This window comes from Pseudomonas sp. FSL W5-0203 (assembly GCF_001896155.1).
In the GTDB taxonomy this organism is placed as follows: domain Bacteria; phylum Pseudomonadota; class Gammaproteobacteria; order Pseudomonadales; family Pseudomonadaceae; genus Aquipseudomonas; species Aquipseudomonas paracarnis.
The window spans coordinates 320,213-338,105 of sequence record NZ_MPOR01000001.1; the positions used below are offsets into that span (position 1 = coordinate 320,213).

At 51.7% G+C, this 17,893-nt stretch carries 17 protein-coding genes and 1 pseudogene; 8 read left to right on the forward strand and 10 right to left on the reverse strand.

Annotated features, from left to right (window positions below; translation table 11 throughout):
- Positions 1-143 precede the first annotated feature (143 nt).
- Complete coding sequence (locus BOP96_RS01550; RefSeq protein WP_052439838.1) at positions 144-833, forward strand: hypothetical protein; 690 nt, start codon at positions 144-146, stop codon at positions 831-833.
- Positions 834-836: 3 nt separating this feature from the next.
- Here BOP96_RS01550 and BOP96_RS01555 read toward each other — a convergent pair.
- The 8 genes and pseudogenes from BOP96_RS01555 to BOP96_RS01590 all read right to left on the reverse strand — a co-directional run.
- Positions 837-1,264 (reverse strand): annotated as a pseudogene (locus tag BOP96_RS01555) (SOS response-associated peptidase family protein); the annotation flags it as partial.
- A gap of 31 nt (positions 1,265-1,295) precedes the next feature.
- Positions 1,296-2,438: a 5'-methylthioadenosine/S-adenosylhomocysteine nucleosidase family protein gene (locus BOP96_RS01560; RefSeq protein ID WP_044275373.1), complete on the reverse strand. Its 1,143-nt coding sequence runs from the start codon at positions 2,436-2,438 to the stop codon at positions 1,296-1,298.
- Positions 2,435-2,887, reverse strand: a complete 453-nt coding sequence (locus BOP96_RS01565; RefSeq protein ID WP_199918362.1) for a hypothetical protein — start codon at positions 2,885-2,887, stop codon at positions 2,435-2,437. Before BOP96_RS01565 ends, BOP96_RS01560 begins: the two co-directional genes overlap by 4 nt.
- Positions 2,884-5,856, reverse strand: a complete 2,973-nt coding sequence (locus tag BOP96_RS01570) for a hypothetical protein (RefSeq protein ID WP_056791216.1) — start codon at positions 5,854-5,856, stop codon at positions 2,884-2,886. Before BOP96_RS01570 ends, BOP96_RS01565 begins: the two co-directional genes overlap by 4 nt.
- Positions 5,857-6,217: 361 nt before the next feature.
- Positions 6,218-6,415: a hypothetical protein gene (locus tag BOP96_RS01575; protein WP_044275367.1), complete on the reverse strand. Its 198-nt coding sequence runs from the start codon at positions 6,413-6,415 to the stop codon at positions 6,218-6,220.
- 53 nt (positions 6,416-6,468) lie between these two features.
- Complete coding sequence (locus tag BOP96_RS01580; protein ID WP_044275365.1) at positions 6,469-7,104, reverse strand: SOS response-associated peptidase; 636 nt, start codon at positions 7,102-7,104, stop codon at positions 6,469-6,471.
- 26 nt (positions 7,105-7,130) lie between these two features.
- The gene (gene umuC, locus BOP96_RS01585) at positions 7,131-8,429 is read right to left on the reverse strand and encodes a translesion error-prone DNA polymerase V subunit UmuC (protein WP_073451694.1); all 1,299 of its coding nucleotides are present in this window, start codon (positions 8,427-8,429) and stop codon (positions 7,131-7,133) included.
- The gene (locus BOP96_RS01590; RefSeq protein WP_044275361.1) at positions 8,426-8,860 is read right to left on the reverse strand and encodes a LexA family protein; all 435 of its coding nucleotides are present in this window, start codon (positions 8,858-8,860) and stop codon (positions 8,426-8,428) included. Before BOP96_RS01590 ends, umuC begins: the two co-directional genes overlap by 4 nt.
- Positions 8,861-9,109: 249 nt before the next feature.
- Between BOP96_RS01590 and BOP96_RS01595 the strand changes: the two genes are divergently transcribed.
- A complete protein-coding gene (locus BOP96_RS01595; protein ID WP_056791637.1) occupies positions 9,110-9,490 on the forward strand; it encodes a TIGR03757 family integrating conjugative element protein in 381 nt (126 codons plus the stop codon).
- Here BOP96_RS01595 and BOP96_RS30360 read toward each other — a convergent pair.
- Positions 9,471-9,632 carry a hypothetical protein gene (locus BOP96_RS30360; protein WP_235369475.1) on the reverse strand — a complete coding sequence of 54 codons (162 nt, stop codon included), beginning with the start codon at positions 9,630-9,632 and terminating at the stop codon, positions 9,471-9,473. The two genes, BOP96_RS01595 and BOP96_RS30360, sit on opposite strands and share 20 nt — an antisense overlap.
- Here BOP96_RS30360 and BOP96_RS01600 point away from each other — a divergent pair.
- From BOP96_RS01600 to BOP96_RS01615, 4 genes are read left to right on the forward strand one after another with little or no spacing between them, the layout of a single operon-like run.
- Positions 9,583-10,428 carry a TIGR03756 family integrating conjugative element protein gene (locus tag BOP96_RS01600; RefSeq protein WP_238346828.1) on the forward strand — a complete coding sequence of 282 codons (846 nt, stop codon included), beginning with the start codon at positions 9,583-9,585 and terminating at the stop codon, positions 10,426-10,428. The two genes, BOP96_RS30360 and BOP96_RS01600, sit on opposite strands and share 50 nt — an antisense overlap.
- 22 nt (positions 10,429-10,450) lie before the next feature.
- Positions 10,451-11,809 carry an integrating conjugative element protein gene (locus BOP96_RS01605; protein WP_056791176.1) on the forward strand — a complete coding sequence of 453 codons (1,359 nt, stop codon included), beginning with the start codon at positions 10,451-10,453 and terminating at the stop codon, positions 11,807-11,809.
- Between the two features lie 13 nt (positions 11,810-11,822).
- Positions 11,823-12,191 (forward strand): hypothetical protein, encoded by a 369-nt coding sequence (locus BOP96_RS01610; RefSeq protein WP_056791174.1) that lies wholly within the window; start codon positions 11,823-11,825, stop codon positions 12,189-12,191.
- Positions 12,188-13,699 carry a conjugal transfer protein TraG N-terminal domain-containing protein gene (locus tag BOP96_RS01615; RefSeq protein WP_056791171.1) on the forward strand — a complete coding sequence of 504 codons (1,512 nt, stop codon included), beginning with the start codon at positions 12,188-12,190 and terminating at the stop codon, positions 13,697-13,699. The genes BOP96_RS01610 and BOP96_RS01615 overlap by 4 nt, the downstream gene beginning before the upstream one ends.
- 65 nt (positions 13,700-13,764) lie before the next feature.
- Here the strand turns inward: BOP96_RS01615 and BOP96_RS29350 are convergent, their stop codons facing one another.
- Complete coding sequence (locus BOP96_RS29350) at positions 13,765-14,118, reverse strand: hypothetical protein (protein WP_102643151.1); 354 nt, start codon at positions 14,116-14,118, stop codon at positions 13,765-13,767.
- Positions 14,119-14,572: 454 nt separating this feature from the next.
- Between BOP96_RS29350 and mobH the strand changes: the two genes are divergently transcribed.
- Positions 14,573-16,456: a MobH family relaxase gene (mobH, locus tag BOP96_RS01625; protein ID WP_102643157.1), complete on the forward strand. Its 1,884-nt coding sequence runs from the start codon at positions 14,573-14,575 to the stop codon at positions 16,454-16,456.
- Positions 16,453-17,730 (forward strand): site-specific integrase, encoded by a 1,278-nt coding sequence (locus tag BOP96_RS01630; RefSeq protein WP_056791165.1) that lies wholly within the window; start codon positions 16,453-16,455, stop codon positions 17,728-17,730. The genes mobH and BOP96_RS01630 overlap by 4 nt, the downstream gene beginning before the upstream one ends.
- Positions 17,731-17,893 lie beyond the last annotated feature (163 nt).

A 17,893-nucleotide genomic window follows, 5' to 3' on the forward strand; every position in this document is an offset into this window, starting at 1 on the left:
AAGCCCACCTTTCGGTGGGCTTTGTGTGTACTGTCGTACATCCCTCGGCGAAATCAATCCTGCTGTAGGTTGACTCCTATCCAAGTGGTTAGTGGAACAATAGTATGGCTAAATGACGGCTTCGTCAACTTCGGCCCAATTTCATGTCTTTCACGTCGCCTGATCTTGCCAAGCAGACTGCCCTTTCCATGCCAAGGATGGGCACCTACTTGACCGCTTGCAGCAACAAGCCTTCGCCGCTGAGCGCCGCCATCCACTTATACGCTTGGAACGCAGCGATTTCGGCTGCTTTCATCCATCCTCTTCATTTCTGTGAGGTTGTGGTCCGAAACGCCGTATCTGAAGCTTTGACTGCTACCTATGGCGCTCACTGGCCCTGGAGCCAAGGTTTTTTTCTGAGTTTGCCTGACCCTGGTGGTTCAGCGTTTAAGCCGCGTCAAGCTCTGTTGGCGGCCAGGCAGAAAGCAGAACAAAGCGCTGGTGGTAACCCGCCGTCTGCGGACAAGGCGATTGCCGAAATGAGTTTTGCTTTCTGGGAGTCCATGTTTACTGCGCGTTACGATCACGGGCTCTGGGATAACCATCTTAAGCGCCTGTTCCCACACGCTCCGGCTGCTCTTCCTTATCACAAGCTACGCGCGGAAATTCGAAACGCCTTGGAGGCGACCCGAAAATTTCGCAATCGCATTGCCCACCATGAGCCCATCTTCGCACGCCAACTCGCGCAGGACTACGCGCTGATATATAGGGTCGTCAGATATCGCTGCGACCAGACTGCTGCCTGGATGTCCCAGACTCAGACGGTCAATGCGGTGTTGGCTACCAAACCCTGACGATCACATCGCGACTTTCATCCGGTCTGCCGGGTACTGACGCATGAACTCCATGCTTTCGCCTGCAGGCGCTTTAAGCTAATCGCCGTAAAGTCCCTGGGGCAGGATCACCACCATGCGTTTTTCATCCTCGGGCTTGTGGTAGTTGCGAATGAACGGGTGATTATCCGAATTGATGGTCAGCATGGTGACGCTGTGTACAGTCTCCCCGGTACCGGGATTGCGCCACTGCTCCCACAGGCCGGCGATGCCCATTGTCTCACCGTCTGCCCGCGCAATGCGTGTGGCGATCGCCTTTCCTGATCGCCAGTCAGGCTCATAAATGCGGCCGGGATAATGCAGTGCTACGCTTTTCGCCAAGCCGTACAGAACGACGCTTTTTGACTGGCCGTCTCCGATCGGCAGTTGTACGCAGCCCGTGCCGAGGCCGAGCCGCTGGGGGTGCGGTACCGTACGCGAATCTTAAACTTCGCTCTTGAAAAAAGTCTCCAAGCCCATCAAAACAAATCGAGCGGAAACAAACGCTCCATAAGCATGTATCTTATCTGACTTTTCAGCATTGCATAGATCTACCACAGTCTTGGCGCATAGGCATATAGGCTTTACAGACGACAATTCAGCAGCACGCTGGACGGCAAAAATCTCCATATCGAGACCTTGAACTTTTCGATGAAATTTTTCGATCTGACTAATATATTTACTGTCGGCAATCACTGCCGATCCGCTGGTGAATATGGCCGTCGCAGGGGCAGTATATTTGGTAGGCCGATCGCCGCGAAATTTCTTCTCAAGCTCCTCTAACAAATTTTCATCATCCAGCAAGCTCTCTATATGACCCAAGAAATGTGAATCCGTGGGTACTTGGTATGGTTCATTTTGAAAGCCTTCGTCGGACCATTTTCCGCTTTGATATTCATAAACCATCTTGGACACAAGAAGCTGGCCGAGCTCTGTCTGATCTTTGAAACCGCCGCAAATTCCACTCATAGCAATAATCTTTGGTTTGTAACGATCTATGCAAGTTGCTGCAGTGATCGCGGCATTGACTAGCCCCATTTGCGGCATCTGTATTATTGAACCCCTCTTGCCAGAAATCTCAAAATCCCAGCAGGTGACACCTCCACGATTAACACCCCGACCATTAACAAAGGTAGCGTAAGGTTTACGTTCTTCTTTAAGGGCGCAGAAAATTAAAAAATCAAACCTGAAGCTTTTTTTTAACTGGGTGAGCAAATGGTCGAGGGTAGACTTCCAGCTGTCACTATTCTTGAAGTCCGACAAAATGCAGCCGTGTGCTTCAAATTGTTCTCTAACCTCAGGAAAATCGACAGGATACGAGCTAATAGCGATCATTAAAGCGTCGTTTTTACCGGATTTTATGATTGCCTCCAAAATCGCCTTACCATTTGGTATCGCGGTGCCACCGTCATAGCTGGGTAGCTTGAAATCTATAATAAACAGGCCAATTTCGTGGTTAAGAAACGCTGCGAAGTCTGTCATATTTTGCGCATGTATAATATCTGCTGCAGGAACTCCCTTGACAATAAGATGATCAGTGATGCAGCCAGCCTTACCCGGATTGTCTTCAATTAGTAGAATTTTCAAGAAAGTGATCTCAAGATTGATGTAATTCTTTGAATTGTCGGTTTAGACTTATACGTGTACAAAATTGCACCCACGACCCTTTGAGAATACTTTTCGCTAATTATTTTCGGTGAGTTTTTAAGCTTGACTTTTATTCCACCAATGAAGAAGTCAGGATATTGAGTGACTATGAGGATATTCGATTGCTTTCGATAACCCTTTAACGCACGCAAAACCTCTATACCACCTTGGGCTTGGTCATGTCCTTTCTTGTTGTCACCTGCACTTTCTCCAAACGTGGAGAGAGCCATGTCTAGGATTATTAAGTCATAGTCATTAGACTTGACCTCTAAAACGGCGCTACTCACGCTATCTACCATGACTGGCAGATTACCAAACACCTCTAGAACGCAACTGTTTATCTCGTCTTTCTTATGTATTTCATCTTCAACTAGTAATATTCTCATCATGCGACTCCAACAACGTTGTCCTCACTCACTGTTTCTGAATGCAACGTAAAACTCAATGTCAGCGATCGATTTTCATCATCAGCCTCGCATTTAAGCGTATGAAAGTTTTCGCTTTTTTGGGTAATGAATTTGACTTTTTTTATGCCCGTATATCCCTCAGTTACCATGTCTATGCCTCCTTCAATGGACCGTATCGCTCGTTCAATGCGCAGCTTCGAATCCTCATATTTACTACTTGAAACCACAGACATTATTTGGACGGTCACAACATCTAGGATTTGGTTGGTTTCAGCCTTTTTCGCTGTTACGCAGACATTGACCTTCTGTCCTTCTTCACCGTGGATTAGCGCGTTTTGGAGCAGGACCGCTACGCAGTCATACAGACGATGTACGCTGATACCCGTATATTTATTTTCAAGAGCGCCACCTGTGTAGTCCACAGCCTGAGGACGATTCAAATCGTATAGGATGATGTCACAAAGCTCCCTAACCGAAGCCGAAATGAAACCTGTCTGTGGAACTCTAAACCAGTCAGCTACTTTCATGAACACGCCGCTTACAGCTTCATGTAGCTCCATTTTTAATTGCTCTTCAACACTGCCAAACGAGCCTGAGAAGTGCTTACTAATGCTGCCTGTAGCCTCTTGCAGCAGCTCTGTTTTGATGTAGCGAGCCGCACTTTCTAGCTGGGGGGAGATCTGCTTCCAGCAGAACGATATGACTAAGTCGTTGAGAAGCTGGCTTCCAGCAACTCGAAGGCTGCTCGAAAGCAATCGAATATTTTCCCGAGTCGCGAAGTCTTCTAAATCAACAACCGAATTGAAGAGGGAGGTGGGTGACTTGAACTGCAACCGCTCTTTTCTCAGTTTGTCGATAATGGCTCTAAATTGCGAACGCCATGCATCGGCCGTACGCTTCATACTTTGTCCGGCCATTATCATACGGTAGTCAGATTTATTAAAAACAGCATCAACAGACTCAGTCATAACTCCATCTAATGTGTTATGGCGAATTCGTCGCCCTAAATAGGACTCGATCCCAAATTCAGTATTCAGACAAAATTGATCAAACGCGTCCTTAGCTATCTGCGCGATCATGCCCTCACTTTGCTCGTTTAGCGTTATAAAATATATATCTTCGCTTTCGCCCGATTTATTTTCAATAGTTCTAAGTGTTGCTTGGATACTGGGGTAGGAAGTACGAAACTGTTCAGTGGAAACAGAGGGATTACCATCAAGCCACTTCTTCATGGCAAAACTGTCGACGTACATTCGACTGCTATCGAAATAGCTCTGCAAGGTAGCTAATTTTGATCGAGTCTCGATAGCATCCGCCTCGATAACATAGTCAATACGGTTGAGTTTTTTTCCTATAAGTTTGAGGATATCTCTACGGATTTCGGATGCTTGAGAGGAACTCTTGATAACCTCATAGAGTTTCTCAATAGTCACTTCATCTAGCGAGTCGGCTATGTAGCTAGCGATTTGCGGTGAATCAGTCACCAAGTCATCGATAAATTCAAGTATTAAACCATTGTAGTTCGCTTTGACATGATCTATTAAATCTGACCTAAACTCATAATCTACGTCGGGGTCTATGGATTTTTTTCTAAATAGGGCAAGAGCTAATACTGCTACAAACTTCTGGGTCTCATCTGGAACTATGCTGTAAATGGCTCTCAGCTCAGCTTCGGTCAGTAAAACCTCTAGAGCAAGTGTCTGTTCAAAGATGTATTTAATATCTTCGTCGGACAACGCTAGCAAATTAGTACGTTGCTCGATAAACCTAAGGAACAAAAATGTTCTGTAAAAGGAGTCTAACCTGATGTTTGGAGACTTCCTAACAATAGTCCCTTCATCATTCAGCAGAGCATCCTTATCTTCGTAGAAATCGCGCTCTCCAAATTTAAAATCTTTTACGATTTCAGCTAACAGACGAGCGCCAATCACGCGGTCTATTTCGTTTCGAAATTCAGCCAAATTTGGTCTTTCAAGAAAACATGAGGAGATCCGATAAAAATCAAGAGATCGGTCATTCTCTTCGTCACTATCTAGATAGTGCTCAGGTATCAACTGCGCATCATCCCCGTTCGTTGACTGATGGATGACGGCTTCTAATTCAACCCATATCTCAGTGGTTAATCTAAGTTGCAATTCGCGAGCCTGACGCTTAAAAACGTTGAGGTTCATGATTACTATAACTGCTTGAAGCGTATCGATCAACGATGACTCGGTTGCACGCAATAAATATTTCGCCAAATCCTCGTCATTCAATGGCGTTGGTATGAAATTACTAATTGTATATGATCGTCTAATATCGCCGTCAACCTTGCCAACTAAGGCACTGACACGTCGCTGCGCGATCAAAAAAAGAGATATCCTTGGGCTCAAGTTCTCCATTGCGCTAAAATGAAATGCGGGCTTTTCCTTGTGCCCCATTTCAGCTTCAATATCGCTGATTTTCGCTAATTGTGGAGCGGTCAGCTTCCTGGTCACTCGTATATAGCCTAGCTTGTAAGATAGATAGTTTGAGGCACCATATATCTTGGCCATCAAATATATGAACTCTAGTGCTTCATCAGTGTTAATTTTCTCAAGCTTAGCTAACTGTGCCATGTGCTTCAATGCGGCTGTACAATCGTCTTGCGCTGAATTCAAATAACCACAGGTATATCTTACCTCTTCCTGCCAGTGCAGCGCCGTCAACATTGTAAACCTGAAAAGATCACTGCTCGTCTTCTTTGTCTCACCGGCGATCAACCCTTTGGGGCCCTTTAATAGAGCTCCAATTGTCATAATATCATCGATGGTGTTCCCTTTCCGGATGTCATCAATTGCGCTTTTTATCCTTAACTCTTGAGAAGCGTAACCTCGAAGCAGATTTCTTTTCTTAAGAGACTTAAGGGACGCTACAAGCTTAAAAAAGATCGGGAGACGTAAAGAATTTTTGGCTTTAGTAAAAGACGACATGCTGGCACTTACTCCTTTTTTAGAAACCTGCTATCGAGGCCGTTTTCTTCCTTACCCGGACGATATCAGAAAATTCGGAGCTTACGTAGGGCTTGATGGGTTTGCCGAGCTTGTGGTTTTAGAGAACTTTCCCCGTCCTGCTGGTCTCAGACGCGGTTAAGTGATTTGCCAACCTGGACAACCGTCGGCCACAACCTGCCTATCAAAATGTCTTGTGAAGCCAATGTCGCCAAAGTTCAAGCTTGGCTGGGTCATGTCAAGCACACGAAGGACATGGACTCAATTCGACGTAAGTCCCGTTACTACTACACCTAGCGCACCAGCTCGCCTCGACGCTGCTTTTCTTTCATAACAGGGAATGTTAGACCTTGCCCTGCAACTCCCTCTCAATCTGCGCCAGGTCTTGGGCAAATGCCTGATCGAGCAAACTCGGTTTCTTTTTCCACGGCTTGGTTTCCGGCTCAGGCACGGCCGCGTAAAGCGTCACCGCGTCAGGATGCACCTGCAGATGCTGATCAAGCTGCGCCTGCAGCTGCTGTCGTAGTTCTTCTTTTGTCATTCCATCACGCTCTTTTTTAGTGGCTCAGGGCAGGGCGTAGCCGCTGTCCTGCATTACAGGGCGACAGCCAGGCGGTCGGCCGGGTACTGACGCATGAACGCCATGCTGTCGCCGGCGCCGGCATTCAACCAATCCCCATACAACCCTCGAGGCAGGATCACCAGCATGCGCTTTTCGTCCTGGGGCTTGTGGTAGTGGCGCATGAACGGGTGATCATCCGCATTGAGGGTCAGCATGGTGAAACTGTGCAGGGTCTCCCCAGTACCGGGATTGCGCCACTGCTCCCACAGGCCGGCGATGCCCATTATCTCACCGTCTGCCCGCGCAATGCGCGTGGCGATCGCCTTTCCTGATCGCCAGTCAGGCTCATAGATGGCTGCGGCCGGGATAATGCAGTGCTGCGCTTTTCGCCAAGCCGTGCGGAACGATGGTTTTTGACTGGCCGTCTCCGATCGGCAGTTGTAGGTGCTGCGCACGATTTTGGTGTCCTTGCTCCAGGTCGGGATCAGCCCAAACGCACCTTGCAGCACCTCCACCGGCGCCGGCGATTCGTCGTCGACGTGCTCCACACCGCGAATGAAAGGCCCGCTGTATCCTGGGTACAGATCCAGCTTGCCCTGTTCAAACAGCTCAACGCCAAATGTCTCGGCCACCCGCTGCGGCGCCGGTGCTTCGTAATGACTGCACATACACACTCCCTCCAGATCCTGACGCCTCAATTGGCGTTGATCGTCCACAACTGGTCAAGCCGGGTGGTGTAGCTCGGGCTCATCAACTCACGGCGCATCGCCCAAGCCGGCGCCGCCGGCACAGCCGCCGCGCGCAGCGTACCGCGTCCCCATTGGTTGTTGATTTCGTCCAGGACGCTCATCACCTTGTCGGCCGCCGCCGGCTGCGTGTGCGCAAACAGATCATCGGTGAACTCACCCGGTTGACGCAGATCCATCAGCAACACTTCGGCCTTGCTGTATCGGAACCCAGGACGGAATAGACGTTCCACGGCCTGCGTCGCAGCCTTGGTGATCAATCGCACGTCATTAGTGGGATAGGGCAGCTCCACCAGCACGCCGTTAGCGTAACGCGCCTCGTCGGGGTTAAACATGCCGGTCCGAATGCTCACGCGGATCTTCTTGCACAGCGAATGCTGGGCCCTAAGCTTTTCCGACGCACGCTGCGCGTAGGTGGCCACCGCCTCTTTGATCGGCTCGATCGTCTCCAGGCGCACGCCGAACATTCTGCTGCAGCAGATCTCCTGCTTGGCCGGTGCGGCCTCTTCCAGGGCCAGGCACGAAGTGCCGGCGAGCTCGCGCACCGTTTTCTCCAGGACAACGCTGAATTTACGCCCGAGCAAGACAGGATCAGCCTTGGCTAAGTCCATGGCGGTGTGAATGCCCAGGGCGTGCATATGCGCCGTCATGCGTCGACCAATACCCCACACCTCTTCCACGGCGGTGTTGCGCAATACCCAGTCGCGTTTGAAGGGGTCGCACAGATCCACGACGCCGCCAGTCTGCGCCTGCAGGCGTTTTGCGGTGTGATTGGCCAGTTTGGCCAGGGTTTTGGTGTGGGCAATGCCCACACCCACCGGAATTCCGGTATGTTTTAAGACTTTGGCACGGATCTTTCGACCGAATTCGGTGAGGTCACCGGGCATGCCGGAGAGGTCACAAAATATTTCATCAATACTGTAAATTTCTGAATCGCAAACCATTGATTCTACAAGGGTCATGACCCTTTCAGACAGCTGCCCGTACAGCGCGTAGTTGGAAGAAAACGCCACGATCCCATGACGACGCAGCGTGTCTTTGATCTGAAAGAAAGGCGCGCCCATTTTCACAAAGGGCTTAGCGTCGTAGCTACGCGCAATCACGCAGCCGTCATTGTTACTGAGTACCACAATGGGCGTGCTGGCCAGATCCGGCCGAAAAACACGCTCACAGCTGGCATAGAAGCTGTTGCAATCTGCCAATGCAAAGACTGGCTGGTCTGGATGGGATGCACCTTTCACGTTCATGATGATCGCTCATGATCGCGCACGCTGTAATTGACCACACCCCAAATCACCAGATCGTCACCTTCCATCACGTATCTGGGCGGAAACTTGGGATTTTCGGCCATCAACACCACTTGGCCATCTCGATGGTGCAAACGCTTGCACACGCACTCGGCATTGAGCGCCGCAATGACGATGTCGCCATGCCGCGCCGTTTTGCTTCTGTCGACGATCACCAGGTCACCGTTGAAAATACCGGCACCCTGCATGCTGTGCCCAGAAATCTTGGCCAGGTACACGTGCGGTGCCCTGATTTCGAACAGCTCATCCAGCGATATCAACCTTTCGAGGTGATCCGCTGCCGGCGATGGAAAGCCGGCAGACACCTGGGAGGAATACAGTGGGAGTGATACACCACCACTGGCAATGGGACCAAGAAGGGTCACGCTCATATACCTGGCCTGAACAAATAACTGTATGGATACACAGTTAACTGCGCCGCGGAAGTCGCGTCAATTTGAGCCGACCAAATGCCCTCCAACCTGAATTGAGCCCTACCGAAAACCTATACCACTCGAACTCCTATTTCTTACTGCACGGAACGCGGCCATCCGGTTTCCTGTACCTGAACTCACTTTAGGTACGGTGCGATGCCCCATATCCATAAGCCTTCCCCCACGACGAAGCATTGGCTTGCTTCCATGGCCTTCACGTTCCTGTCTGCCACAGCACACGCGGAAACGTGGGTCATCACTGATCAGGCACATCCTGTGTCCGTACCTACTGGCGTGCGCATCATTCGTCTCGACGATCAGCAACGCCTCGAAGAGCTGCTGTCTCAACAGCTTCCTAACGATCAACGCCAGGCTGAAGTAACCATTCAGCGTTACTTGGCAAGTCCAGCCGGCAAACGTCTTCAAAGCGACCTGGTTCAAGCACAGCAGGGCATTACAGATGCCTGGAGTGTTGGGGTTGAAAAAATCCCCGCAGTTGTCGTCGACCGCCGCTACGTTGTGTACGGGGAGGCGGACGTGGCAAAAGCCATAGCGCAGATTGATCGAGCTAGGAGCCTGTCACGATGAGACGCTCACGCTTAGCGATCCGCCCGCTGTCACTGGCCATCGCCTTCAGCTTGTCCTGCAGCGCATCAGCGGCGATCACCTCGGCCACAATCATTGCTTCGACACTGTCGCCTACGTGCCTGGAATACAAGGTGGTCGGCATTTGCTATTGGCTCCTCTGCACGCCCTTCGGCTGCAAGGTCAAAACGTCCACCAAAGTTCGTCACTATGTGCCGGACGCTGTGGTGTCGGCCTACTCAAACACGGGAGCCAATCCGTGGATTGAGATGTCACCGCTTGGCTCTCCAAACCCTATGGCCCAAGCCGGTAATGACGGCACTACCAACCACGTCGCCGAAAACAACATGATCAAGTTCAAGGAAGCCGACGTCATTGGCCATCCAGGTGGCGCGACGTTAAGCCAGTTCGCCAGCGCTTCGGGATATGTATGCAAAGGCGCAGCGTTACCTCTTGTGCCTTACTTCCTCAGTACCCTGGACCCGATCGCCTGGCGATATGGCGTGCCCGAGGCCGTATACCCCGAAGCACTCATTCCTGGTCTGCGCGAGGTCGGTAGCCTGCTCACTGCAAGCAGCTGGGGGAATGTCTACCCCCGTAGCGGCTTCCTCAACCAGACCGATGACTACAAGACCGGTGCCGTCATTGCACAGCGTGCCGGCGACGTGGTCACCCGTTTGGGTCAAGTACATGTCTATCTGCCAATGCTTGCCATTCCCTACCCCGGCTACTGGCCTGCAGGGCCACTACGCGAAGGTGACGCCTCCACCGGCAAGTGGCAGGAACTGACCCCGGTGCTCAATCCCACCTGCGCAACCTTTCCAACCATCCCCCCCAATATCGATGCCCAGGACGGCGGATACGCCTGGGCGCTCTGGCGTCCGTATTCGTGCTGCCAACGTCGTGGCCAGACCTTCCTGGGCAGTACGGACTTCCAATGAACTTCAGTGATCGGAGCACCATATGAAACTCACCCCCTTGGCGATCTGCCTCATCTGCTGTTTTAGCAGCGCAGTAGCTCAATCTGCAGACCCAATCAATGTCTCCTCCTCTGGCAGCGTCATTGGCGACGACGTGCTCTACAACATCGGCGGGGGGAACGCCGTGACAATGGGGAGCGCCGGCAACATGGACAGTATTTCCGTCGGCGGTGGCTGGAACAACAACCTGGTCTGCGGAAACATGAGCATGAGCAACACCCTGCAAAACCAGTTGAATGGTGCCACCTCTGGGTTCCAGAACATCATGAGCTCGGTGGTGCAGAACGCCACCAGCGCCGTCGCCTCGCTGCCAGCCTTGATCCTCCAACGCGCAAATCCAGCGCTGTACAACCTCATCACGAACGGCATCTTGCAAGCTCGATTGGACTTTGACCGGTCCAAAGGCACCTGCAGGGCCATTGGCGAAAAAATGGCGGATATCGCCGGCAATCAAATGGGTTGGGGCAAGCTCGCTGAAGGTCAGGCAATGAGCCAGGCGCTGACGTCAAACACGGACGCAGTCTCGGCTGTGGAGCAGGTCGAAAAGAAAGGTGGCAACGATGGCGTCACCTGGGTTGGAGGTGATCGAGCAGGCGGCTCCGGTCAGAAGCCCATTCGTATCGTGGGGGACGTTACCAAAGCAGGCTACAACCTGCTGAACAAACGTGCGGCCGGTGACACCGGCTCGATAAGCAAAGACAGCTGCAACAATGGCATGGTCTGCAATGTCTGGTCATCGCCCCAGGAAGCCACTACGTTCGCCAATCGTGTGCTGGGAGAACAGCAACAACAAACCTGTGACAGTTGCCCTAAAACGGTGACAGCAGCGGGTGTAGGCCTCACACCACTGATCCAGGAAACCTACGACACCAAGCTTAAGGCACTGCAGGAGCTGCTGACTGGAAGCAAAAGTTTATCGGTCGAAAACCTAGAAGCCGCAAGCAGCAACTCTCTGCCCATCACCCGTGGTGTTGTGGCGGCTCTCAAGGATGAGCGAGATCAAGACGTACTCGCTCGCAGACTTGCCTCCGAAGTCGCGCTGTCGGATGTACTGGAGAAAGCCTTGACCCTTCAACGTACCCTGATGGCAGGTAGCCGAGAACCAAACGTCGCGGCTAACGACCTAGCCGTTCAGGCAGTCGGTCAGCAGAGCTCGTCGCTGCAACAGGAAATCAGCAACCTGAAAATGGAGCTGGACATGCGTCAGCAGCTCGCGAAGAACTCACCACTGACCATCATTGAACGCGGCAAAGCTCGGGCCGAAGACTCACGCGGCGTGTTTCCAGGCGATCCAGAAACGGATCGCCTGAATCAGTTGCAATCACCTGCCAAAAGCAAATAGTGAGGTGTAGGCCATGACTGATATTCAAGATCCTGCCGCCGCCCCCAACCGCTCGCTGACTCGACGAGTCGGGCGGGGCATTCTCGTTGTTCTAGGCACTCTGCTAGCCGCTACAGCACTCGTGGTATTACTCAACGCCGTATTGATGAGCATGTTCGACAGTGCTGAGCAATGGCAAGCATGGCGTGTCGACAACTACTGGACGCTGCTCACCTGGCGACTGATGCTTTATATCGCATTGACGGTTGCCTGGCTCAAGCTCAAGGCTCGTTTGCCGCAATCGAGGCGCAAAGGCTTGCTGAAGATCGAGGTCATGGTGGCTTTATTGTTTGCCATGGTTGAGATGAGCAAAGTGCTGTATCAGGGAGGAGGTGTCCAGTGACGCTCTACACCAATGACTATCTGGAGTACTACCTCACCCTGGTGGGCTGGATCATCAACAACGGCATCTGGGACATGATTTCAGATACCGGCCTGTTCGCCCTGCCCTTCTGCATAATCGTGATTCGAGAATGGCTCAAGGTCCGTGGCGAAGGGGCTGATGAGGGTAACAAAGGCGTGCTTTCACTGGCCCGGATCGAGACCAACATCTACGTTGGGTACGTCGTCGTCGCATTCTTCGCAGTCCCGGCCGTCAATGTGAGCTTCGATACTTTGGCGTTCGATCAAAGTAGAGCCCAGCAATGCCAGTACAACTTACCCAAACCAGCTGACACCGGCTGGAACACGACATTCAGCTCTCTGGCTGGAAAGAGTGCGCAGATGCCCATGTGGTGGGCTTTCATGCATGCGCTGTCAAAAGGGTTAACCAACGGAGCAGTCGCAGCCATCCCTTGTGGGACCGACCTGCGACAAGTCCGCATGGAGGTGAACAACACCAAGATCAACAACCCACTGCTGGCCCAGGAAATCGGCGACTTCACCCACGACTGTTACGGGCCTTCACGCGCCCGTCTCTTCATGCGTCAACCAGACATGGGCACTAAAGCCAATGATCCCCAGTTCCTGCAGGACCTTAGTTGGATCGGCTCCCACTTCTTGCTGAACACCTCGGGCTACTACGACACGGACTACTCCAAAACACCCAGAACATCCTGGCCATACAACGCTTCGCGTGATGTGGGGTTGCCACAGGTGAGCGGAGGTGGAGGATATCCAACCTGTAAACAATGGTGGTCCGATAGCGGAGTAGGCTTACGAGATCGTATCAAAGATCAGGTATCTCCTGACCTCATGACAAAAATGCTTGGTTGGGCGAAGTGGCTGTCCCAGGACGAAGTGACCGACTCACTTGTTCGGCAACTGGTCTCGCCTTCGAACCAGGTGAAAGGGGATGTTTATACGGACTACGGTGGGCAAATTAACGGGACGGTGTGGAATGGCGCAGCCCGTGTCACCGGCACCCTAGGGGTAGCACTGGGCTCATTGGCATACTTCCCGGCTATGGACATGGTTCGTCAGGCGCTACCAATGATTATGGCGTTCTTGAAGATGGCGATGGTGATTTGCATCCCGCTGGTACTGGTAGTGGGTGCCTATCAACTGCAGGTGGCCATGACCATGACGGTGGTATTTTTTGCGCTGATCTTTGTGGACTTTTGGTTTCAACTGGCGCGGTGGGTAGACACAACTATCTTGGACGCTCTGTATGGAGCAGGCTCACCCCATTTGTCTTTTGACCCTGTCATGGGACTGAACTCAACGGTCCAGGATGCGATCCTGAACTTCGTCATGGGAGCCATGTTCATCATCCTACCCATGTTTTGGATAGGCGCACTGGGCTGGGCTGGAATAAGTGCAGGCAAGGCGCTGGAGGGGCTCACACGTGGGACGCAACCTGTTGAAAAAGCAGGTTCAGCAGGAGCAGACATTATCAAAAAAGCAATATAATAAACTCAGGAAGTTACGGATCCATTCATTCTGGATAGATCCGTAAGCGGGTTCAATACCTTAAATCACCGGGAAAAATTATCCTCATCAGAAATTTCACCCTCAACATTACCCCATGGGTCTAATGGTTGGCCGAATACGTTTCGCCCGTACGGAGCATCTCGATCCTCAGAATTGCCTATGGCACGTAGTCTGGAAAAGTCTCCTACAACCAAAGCCAGCAAGATTAGCCCAACAGTCAGCACTGCAACGAACGCGTGAGCCAACCATACCCAGGAATATACAGCTAATGCTATTAGGGCAAGACGTTTGACCCAGCGTAAAGTGCGGTTCTCGCTGCACCAAACGATGCGCACCGCACGACCAAGGCTATAGCCCAAGCGGCTTGCAACGGTCTGTGAGGTGTAGGCGGTCATCATGCTTCTCCTAGCCCTCCTTAAACTGGAGGCGCTTTGACATTATTTATAATCCTGATTTCACGCCGCCGCAAGACCAATGGATAAACGGATGCGCCGTCATGCGTTCGCGGACGCCCTACTCCTGCCCACCGCCAAATGGCCCAAAAGGGTAAATGGTCTCTAAAAGCGAATGGAATGGTTCACAAGGGTAAAAGCCCTACCCGAAAGGGCTTGCTACGCAAAAAGGTCATCGCCCTCACCTGCAGTTAGTCGCAACTCCTGGAGCGACACTCAATAAAAAAGGGTTCGGAACCTAGTCGTGCAACTGTTCTGCGCAGGCGAAGTCACCTAAAGCGTCACACTGATGGCGTAACGCCTCTCGAAATACCCTAATGCAGCCGGTGACCTTTTCCCATTGAAGTAAACCCACCAGATAGCGGAAAAGCCAGTCCATGATTCATTGATGGAGCTGGTGATGTTCTCATTTTTCCGCCGCAGCAAACCTTTACCTGCTGCAGCCTCTTCACCAAACGGTTTTCTGAAACCTGCCCAGGGACAGGATCTGCTGGCGACCCCACGGCGTCAAAAATTGCTGGAGAACATCTGGCAGCGTGCTTCGTTATCACGCTCACAGTTTGTGGAGCTCTATCGGCGCCCACTGGAGCGCTACGCAGAGTTGGTCCAGCAGCTCCCTGCCTCGCAGAACCACCACCATGCACACCCAGGCGGCATGCTTGATCACGGCTTAGAGATCGTCGCCTATGCGCTTAAGATTCGACAGACCTACCTCCTACCCATAGGTGCACCACCGGAGTCTCAATCGGCCCAGGCCGAAGCATGGACTGCCGCAGCCGCTTATGGCGCTCTGATTCACGACCTCGGCAAGATTGCCGTCGACGTACACATCGAACTTGAGGGAGGTAAAACCTGGCACCCATGGCATGGCCCAATCAATCGCCCTTATCGCTTTCGCTATGTGAAAGGACGCAACTACCAATTGCACGGAGCCGCTGCCGCACTGATCTACGCGCAGATCCTTTCCTCGGAAATCCTAGACTGGCTCAGCGGCTTCCCCGAAGCCTGGTCGCAACTGATCTTTGTGCTGGCCGGCCAGTATGAGCACGCCGGCATATTGGGCGAGATTGTGGTCAAGGCCGACCAAGCCTCTGTCGCGCAGGAACTCGGCGGTAACCCTGCTCGTGCGTTGTCAGCGCCAAAACAATCCTTGCAACGTCAACTGGCGGACGGTTTGCGCCACCTGGTGCGTGACACGTTCAAACTGAATCAGCCTGATGGCCCCTCAGATGGGTGGCTGACACAAGAGGCTCTATGGCTCGTCAGCAAACCGATTGCCGATCAACTACGCGCTTACTTGCTGACCCAAGGCGTTGAAGGTGTACCCAGCTCGAACGCGCCCTTCTTCAACATGCTCCAGGACCAAGGTGTTATCCAGACCAATGCCCAGGATAAGGCCATCTGGAAAGCAACAATCGACAACGGTCGTGGCTGGCGAAATACCTTCACCCTGCTCAAGCTTTCACCCTCACTGATTTGGAGTGATCCCAACGAACGGCCCACCGTTTACGCAGGCACCCTTGAGGTTGAGGCTGGCAATGCAGTGGATGAGCTGGCGGCGCAAAGTCCCAGCGCTGCTCCAGTGAAAAGCTCACCTCAAGCGGCTGAAGCTAACGCTGCACCAGCGCCATTAACGCCGGCACCAACGGCATCCGCTGATACACCACAACGCCCTTCGGATGATCGCGCTGAATTTGACGCGCTACTGGCACTTCTAAATAATGTCAATGAGCCACTAGAAGACACCCAAAGCAGTTCCATTTCACCAATACAGAGCGCGTCGTCGAAACCCTATGATAGCGAGCCCCTCCACTCTCCTAACCCAGAAGGCGTGCCTGCAGCAACTGATAAAGAAGTCATTGCAATGCCCAGTAACACCGAGCTCGGCCAGGGATTTGTTGAATGGCTTAAACAAGGGATCGCATCTCGGAAAATCATTATTAACGACACCAAAGCACTGGTACATACCGTAGCGGGGACCGCTATGTTGGTGACGCCAGGAATATTCAAGCGCTACGTCCTTGAGTTCCCCCATATTGAACAGCAAGCCAAAGCACAGCAAGTCAACGCTTGGCAGTTGGTTCAACGAAGTTTCGAGAAGCAAAAACTTCATCGAAAAACCCTGAAGAGCCTGAACATCTGGAACTGCGACGTAATCGGCCCTCGCAAATCAAAACAGCTGAAGGGTTACTTACTATTGGACCCCCTCACCATTTTCTCAGAAGTACCTCTCGATAACGCAAGCCTTTCTTTAAAATTAGAATCAATGGAGTCCCAACAATGACCACCGCCTTGCAACTCACGGAGGAATATATCTTTGCGCGTGACCTTCGGCCAGCATCTACAAAGACTTATCTGTCCTCAGCCAAAGCGATGCTCGCACATTTCGGGGCCACCCCAATCGAACAGATTGACCATCGGTCGATCCTCTCGTGGCGAAAGGAGTTTCTGGCAAATGGTAAGGCTAAACGCAGTTGGAATACTTATTCGAGCCACCTACGTACTGTATGGAAATATGCGTTAAAACACGAAATGCTTATACATACGACGGTCAACCCATTCAAAGAAACCTGTGTAACTCCCCCAAAACGCCCTAGCAAAATACTCGATGCAAATTTAATTCAAAGATCTAGGAATTGGCTCGAAACGCTAGAGGCAGAAGAACGCTGCACAAATGAGCGCAGCCAAGTAACACCTGCTTGGTTTTGGCTTGCTGTGTTCGAGGTTTTCTACTACACCGGCATACGACTCAATGCTTTATTGCATTTGCGCTACAAAGACGTCGATCTTGATAAGCAGATGATTCTAATCCGTGGTGAAACAGAAAAAACACATCGAGAGTTCTCTGTGCCCATCATGGAAGGTCTTGCGCCCCACCTAAAACTAATTATGGATAAAGCGAAGCGCGCTGGCTTCACCTCAGATGACCAATTGTTCAACGTAAACCGTTTTTCAATGCATTACCGTGGGCGAGTAATGACGTCGGATCAGGTCGAAGCAATGTACCGTAAGCTAACCCAAAAATTTGGAGCCCGAATTACCCCCCATCGTTTTCGTCATACCTTAGCCACAGATCTGATGAAAGAACCAGATCGCAATATCCATCTCACGAAAAATCTCCTGAATCATTCAAACATCGCGACGACGATGAGCTATGTCGAGGTCGACTACAGCCACATGCGCACGGTCTTGCATGAGCGTAGCGTGATGCAAGGGGCATTAAAGCGTATCCGGCGCGAAGACTCGAGCGGAGCGTCACCACGATCATATGGGACGGTCAGAAGACTAGATAGACCAACTGTGAAGCTGCCCTCTTCCAAAGCCTTGGAAGAAATAGCTATAGCCATGGAACTGTCGACGAATCCAACGCTTAAGCAAGCTTTGAATCACGTAGCTAATTGCTTTGGTGAAATACAGGAACCTCAGAGCGCTCAGGAACATCCGCCTGGAGAAATGAATACCCTAGCTGCTCTCATGTCTTCTGCAATCAGAAGGCCAAGCATGGCATCAGGGTATTCGAGCGCTGCATTAGCGAGACCAACCAAATTATCACCATGACTAACGATCAGGGTTAAGCGCGCCGACGGAGCAGCAGCGCCCTACCGCTTACAAGCACGTATCGAGCATGCCAACGTCGCGTTAGTAGAGGCATCTGCGCGCAAAAAATATGAACGCACAAAAAAAAGGCAAAAAAAAGACGCCTAAATGGCGTCTTTTTTAG

Bases quoted from the DNA above. Each gene is read 5' to 3' on its own strand.
- BOP96_RS01550 (WP_052439838.1), top strand. From the start codon at position 144: ATGTCTTTCACGTCGCCTGATCTTGCCAAGCAGACTGCCCTTTCCATG.
- BOP96_RS01565 (WP_199918362.1), bottom strand. From the start codon at position 2,887: ATGATGAGAATATTACTAGTTGAAGATGAAATACATAAGAAAGACGAG.
- BOP96_RS01570 (WP_056791216.1), bottom strand. From the start codon at position 5,856: ATGTCGTCTTTTACTAAAGCCAAAAATTCTTTACGTCTCCCGATCTTT.
- BOP96_RS01575 (WP_044275367.1), bottom strand. From the start codon at position 6,415: ATGACAAAAGAAGAACTACGACAGCAGCTGCAGGCGCAGCTTGATCAG.
- BOP96_RS01580 (WP_044275365.1), bottom strand. From the start codon at position 7,104: ATGTGCAGTCATTACGAAGCACCGGCGCCGCAGCGGGTGGCCGAGACA.
- umuC (WP_073451694.1), bottom strand. From the start codon at position 8,429: ATGAACGTGAAAGGTGCATCCCATCCAGACCAGCCAGTCTTTGCATTG.
- BOP96_RS01590 (WP_044275361.1), bottom strand. From the start codon at position 8,860: ATGAGCGTGACCCTTCTTGGTCCCATTGCCAGTGGTGGTGTATCACTC.
- BOP96_RS01595 (WP_056791637.1), top strand. From the start codon at position 9,110: ATGGCCTTCACGTTCCTGTCTGCCACAGCACACGCGGAAACGTGGGTC.
- BOP96_RS30360 (WP_235369475.1), bottom strand. From the start codon at position 9,632: ATGCCGACCACCTTGTATTCCAGGCACGTAGGCGACAGTGTCGAAGCA.
- BOP96_RS01605 (WP_056791176.1), top strand. From the start codon at position 10,451: ATGAAACTCACCCCCTTGGCGATCTGCCTCATCTGCTGTTTTAGCAGC.
- BOP96_RS01610 (WP_056791174.1), top strand. From the start codon at position 11,823: ATGACTGATATTCAAGATCCTGCCGCCGCCCCCAACCGCTCGCTGACT.
- BOP96_RS29350 (WP_102643151.1), bottom strand. From the start codon at position 14,118: ATGATGACCGCCTACACCTCACAGACCGTTGCAAGCCGCTTGGGCTAT.
- mobH (WP_102643157.1), top strand. From the start codon at position 14,573: ATGTTCTCATTTTTCCGCCGCAGCAAACCTTTACCTGCTGCAGCCTCT.
- BOP96_RS01630 (WP_056791165.1), top strand. From the start codon at position 16,453: ATGACCACCGCCTTGCAACTCACGGAGGAATATATCTTTGCGCGTGAC.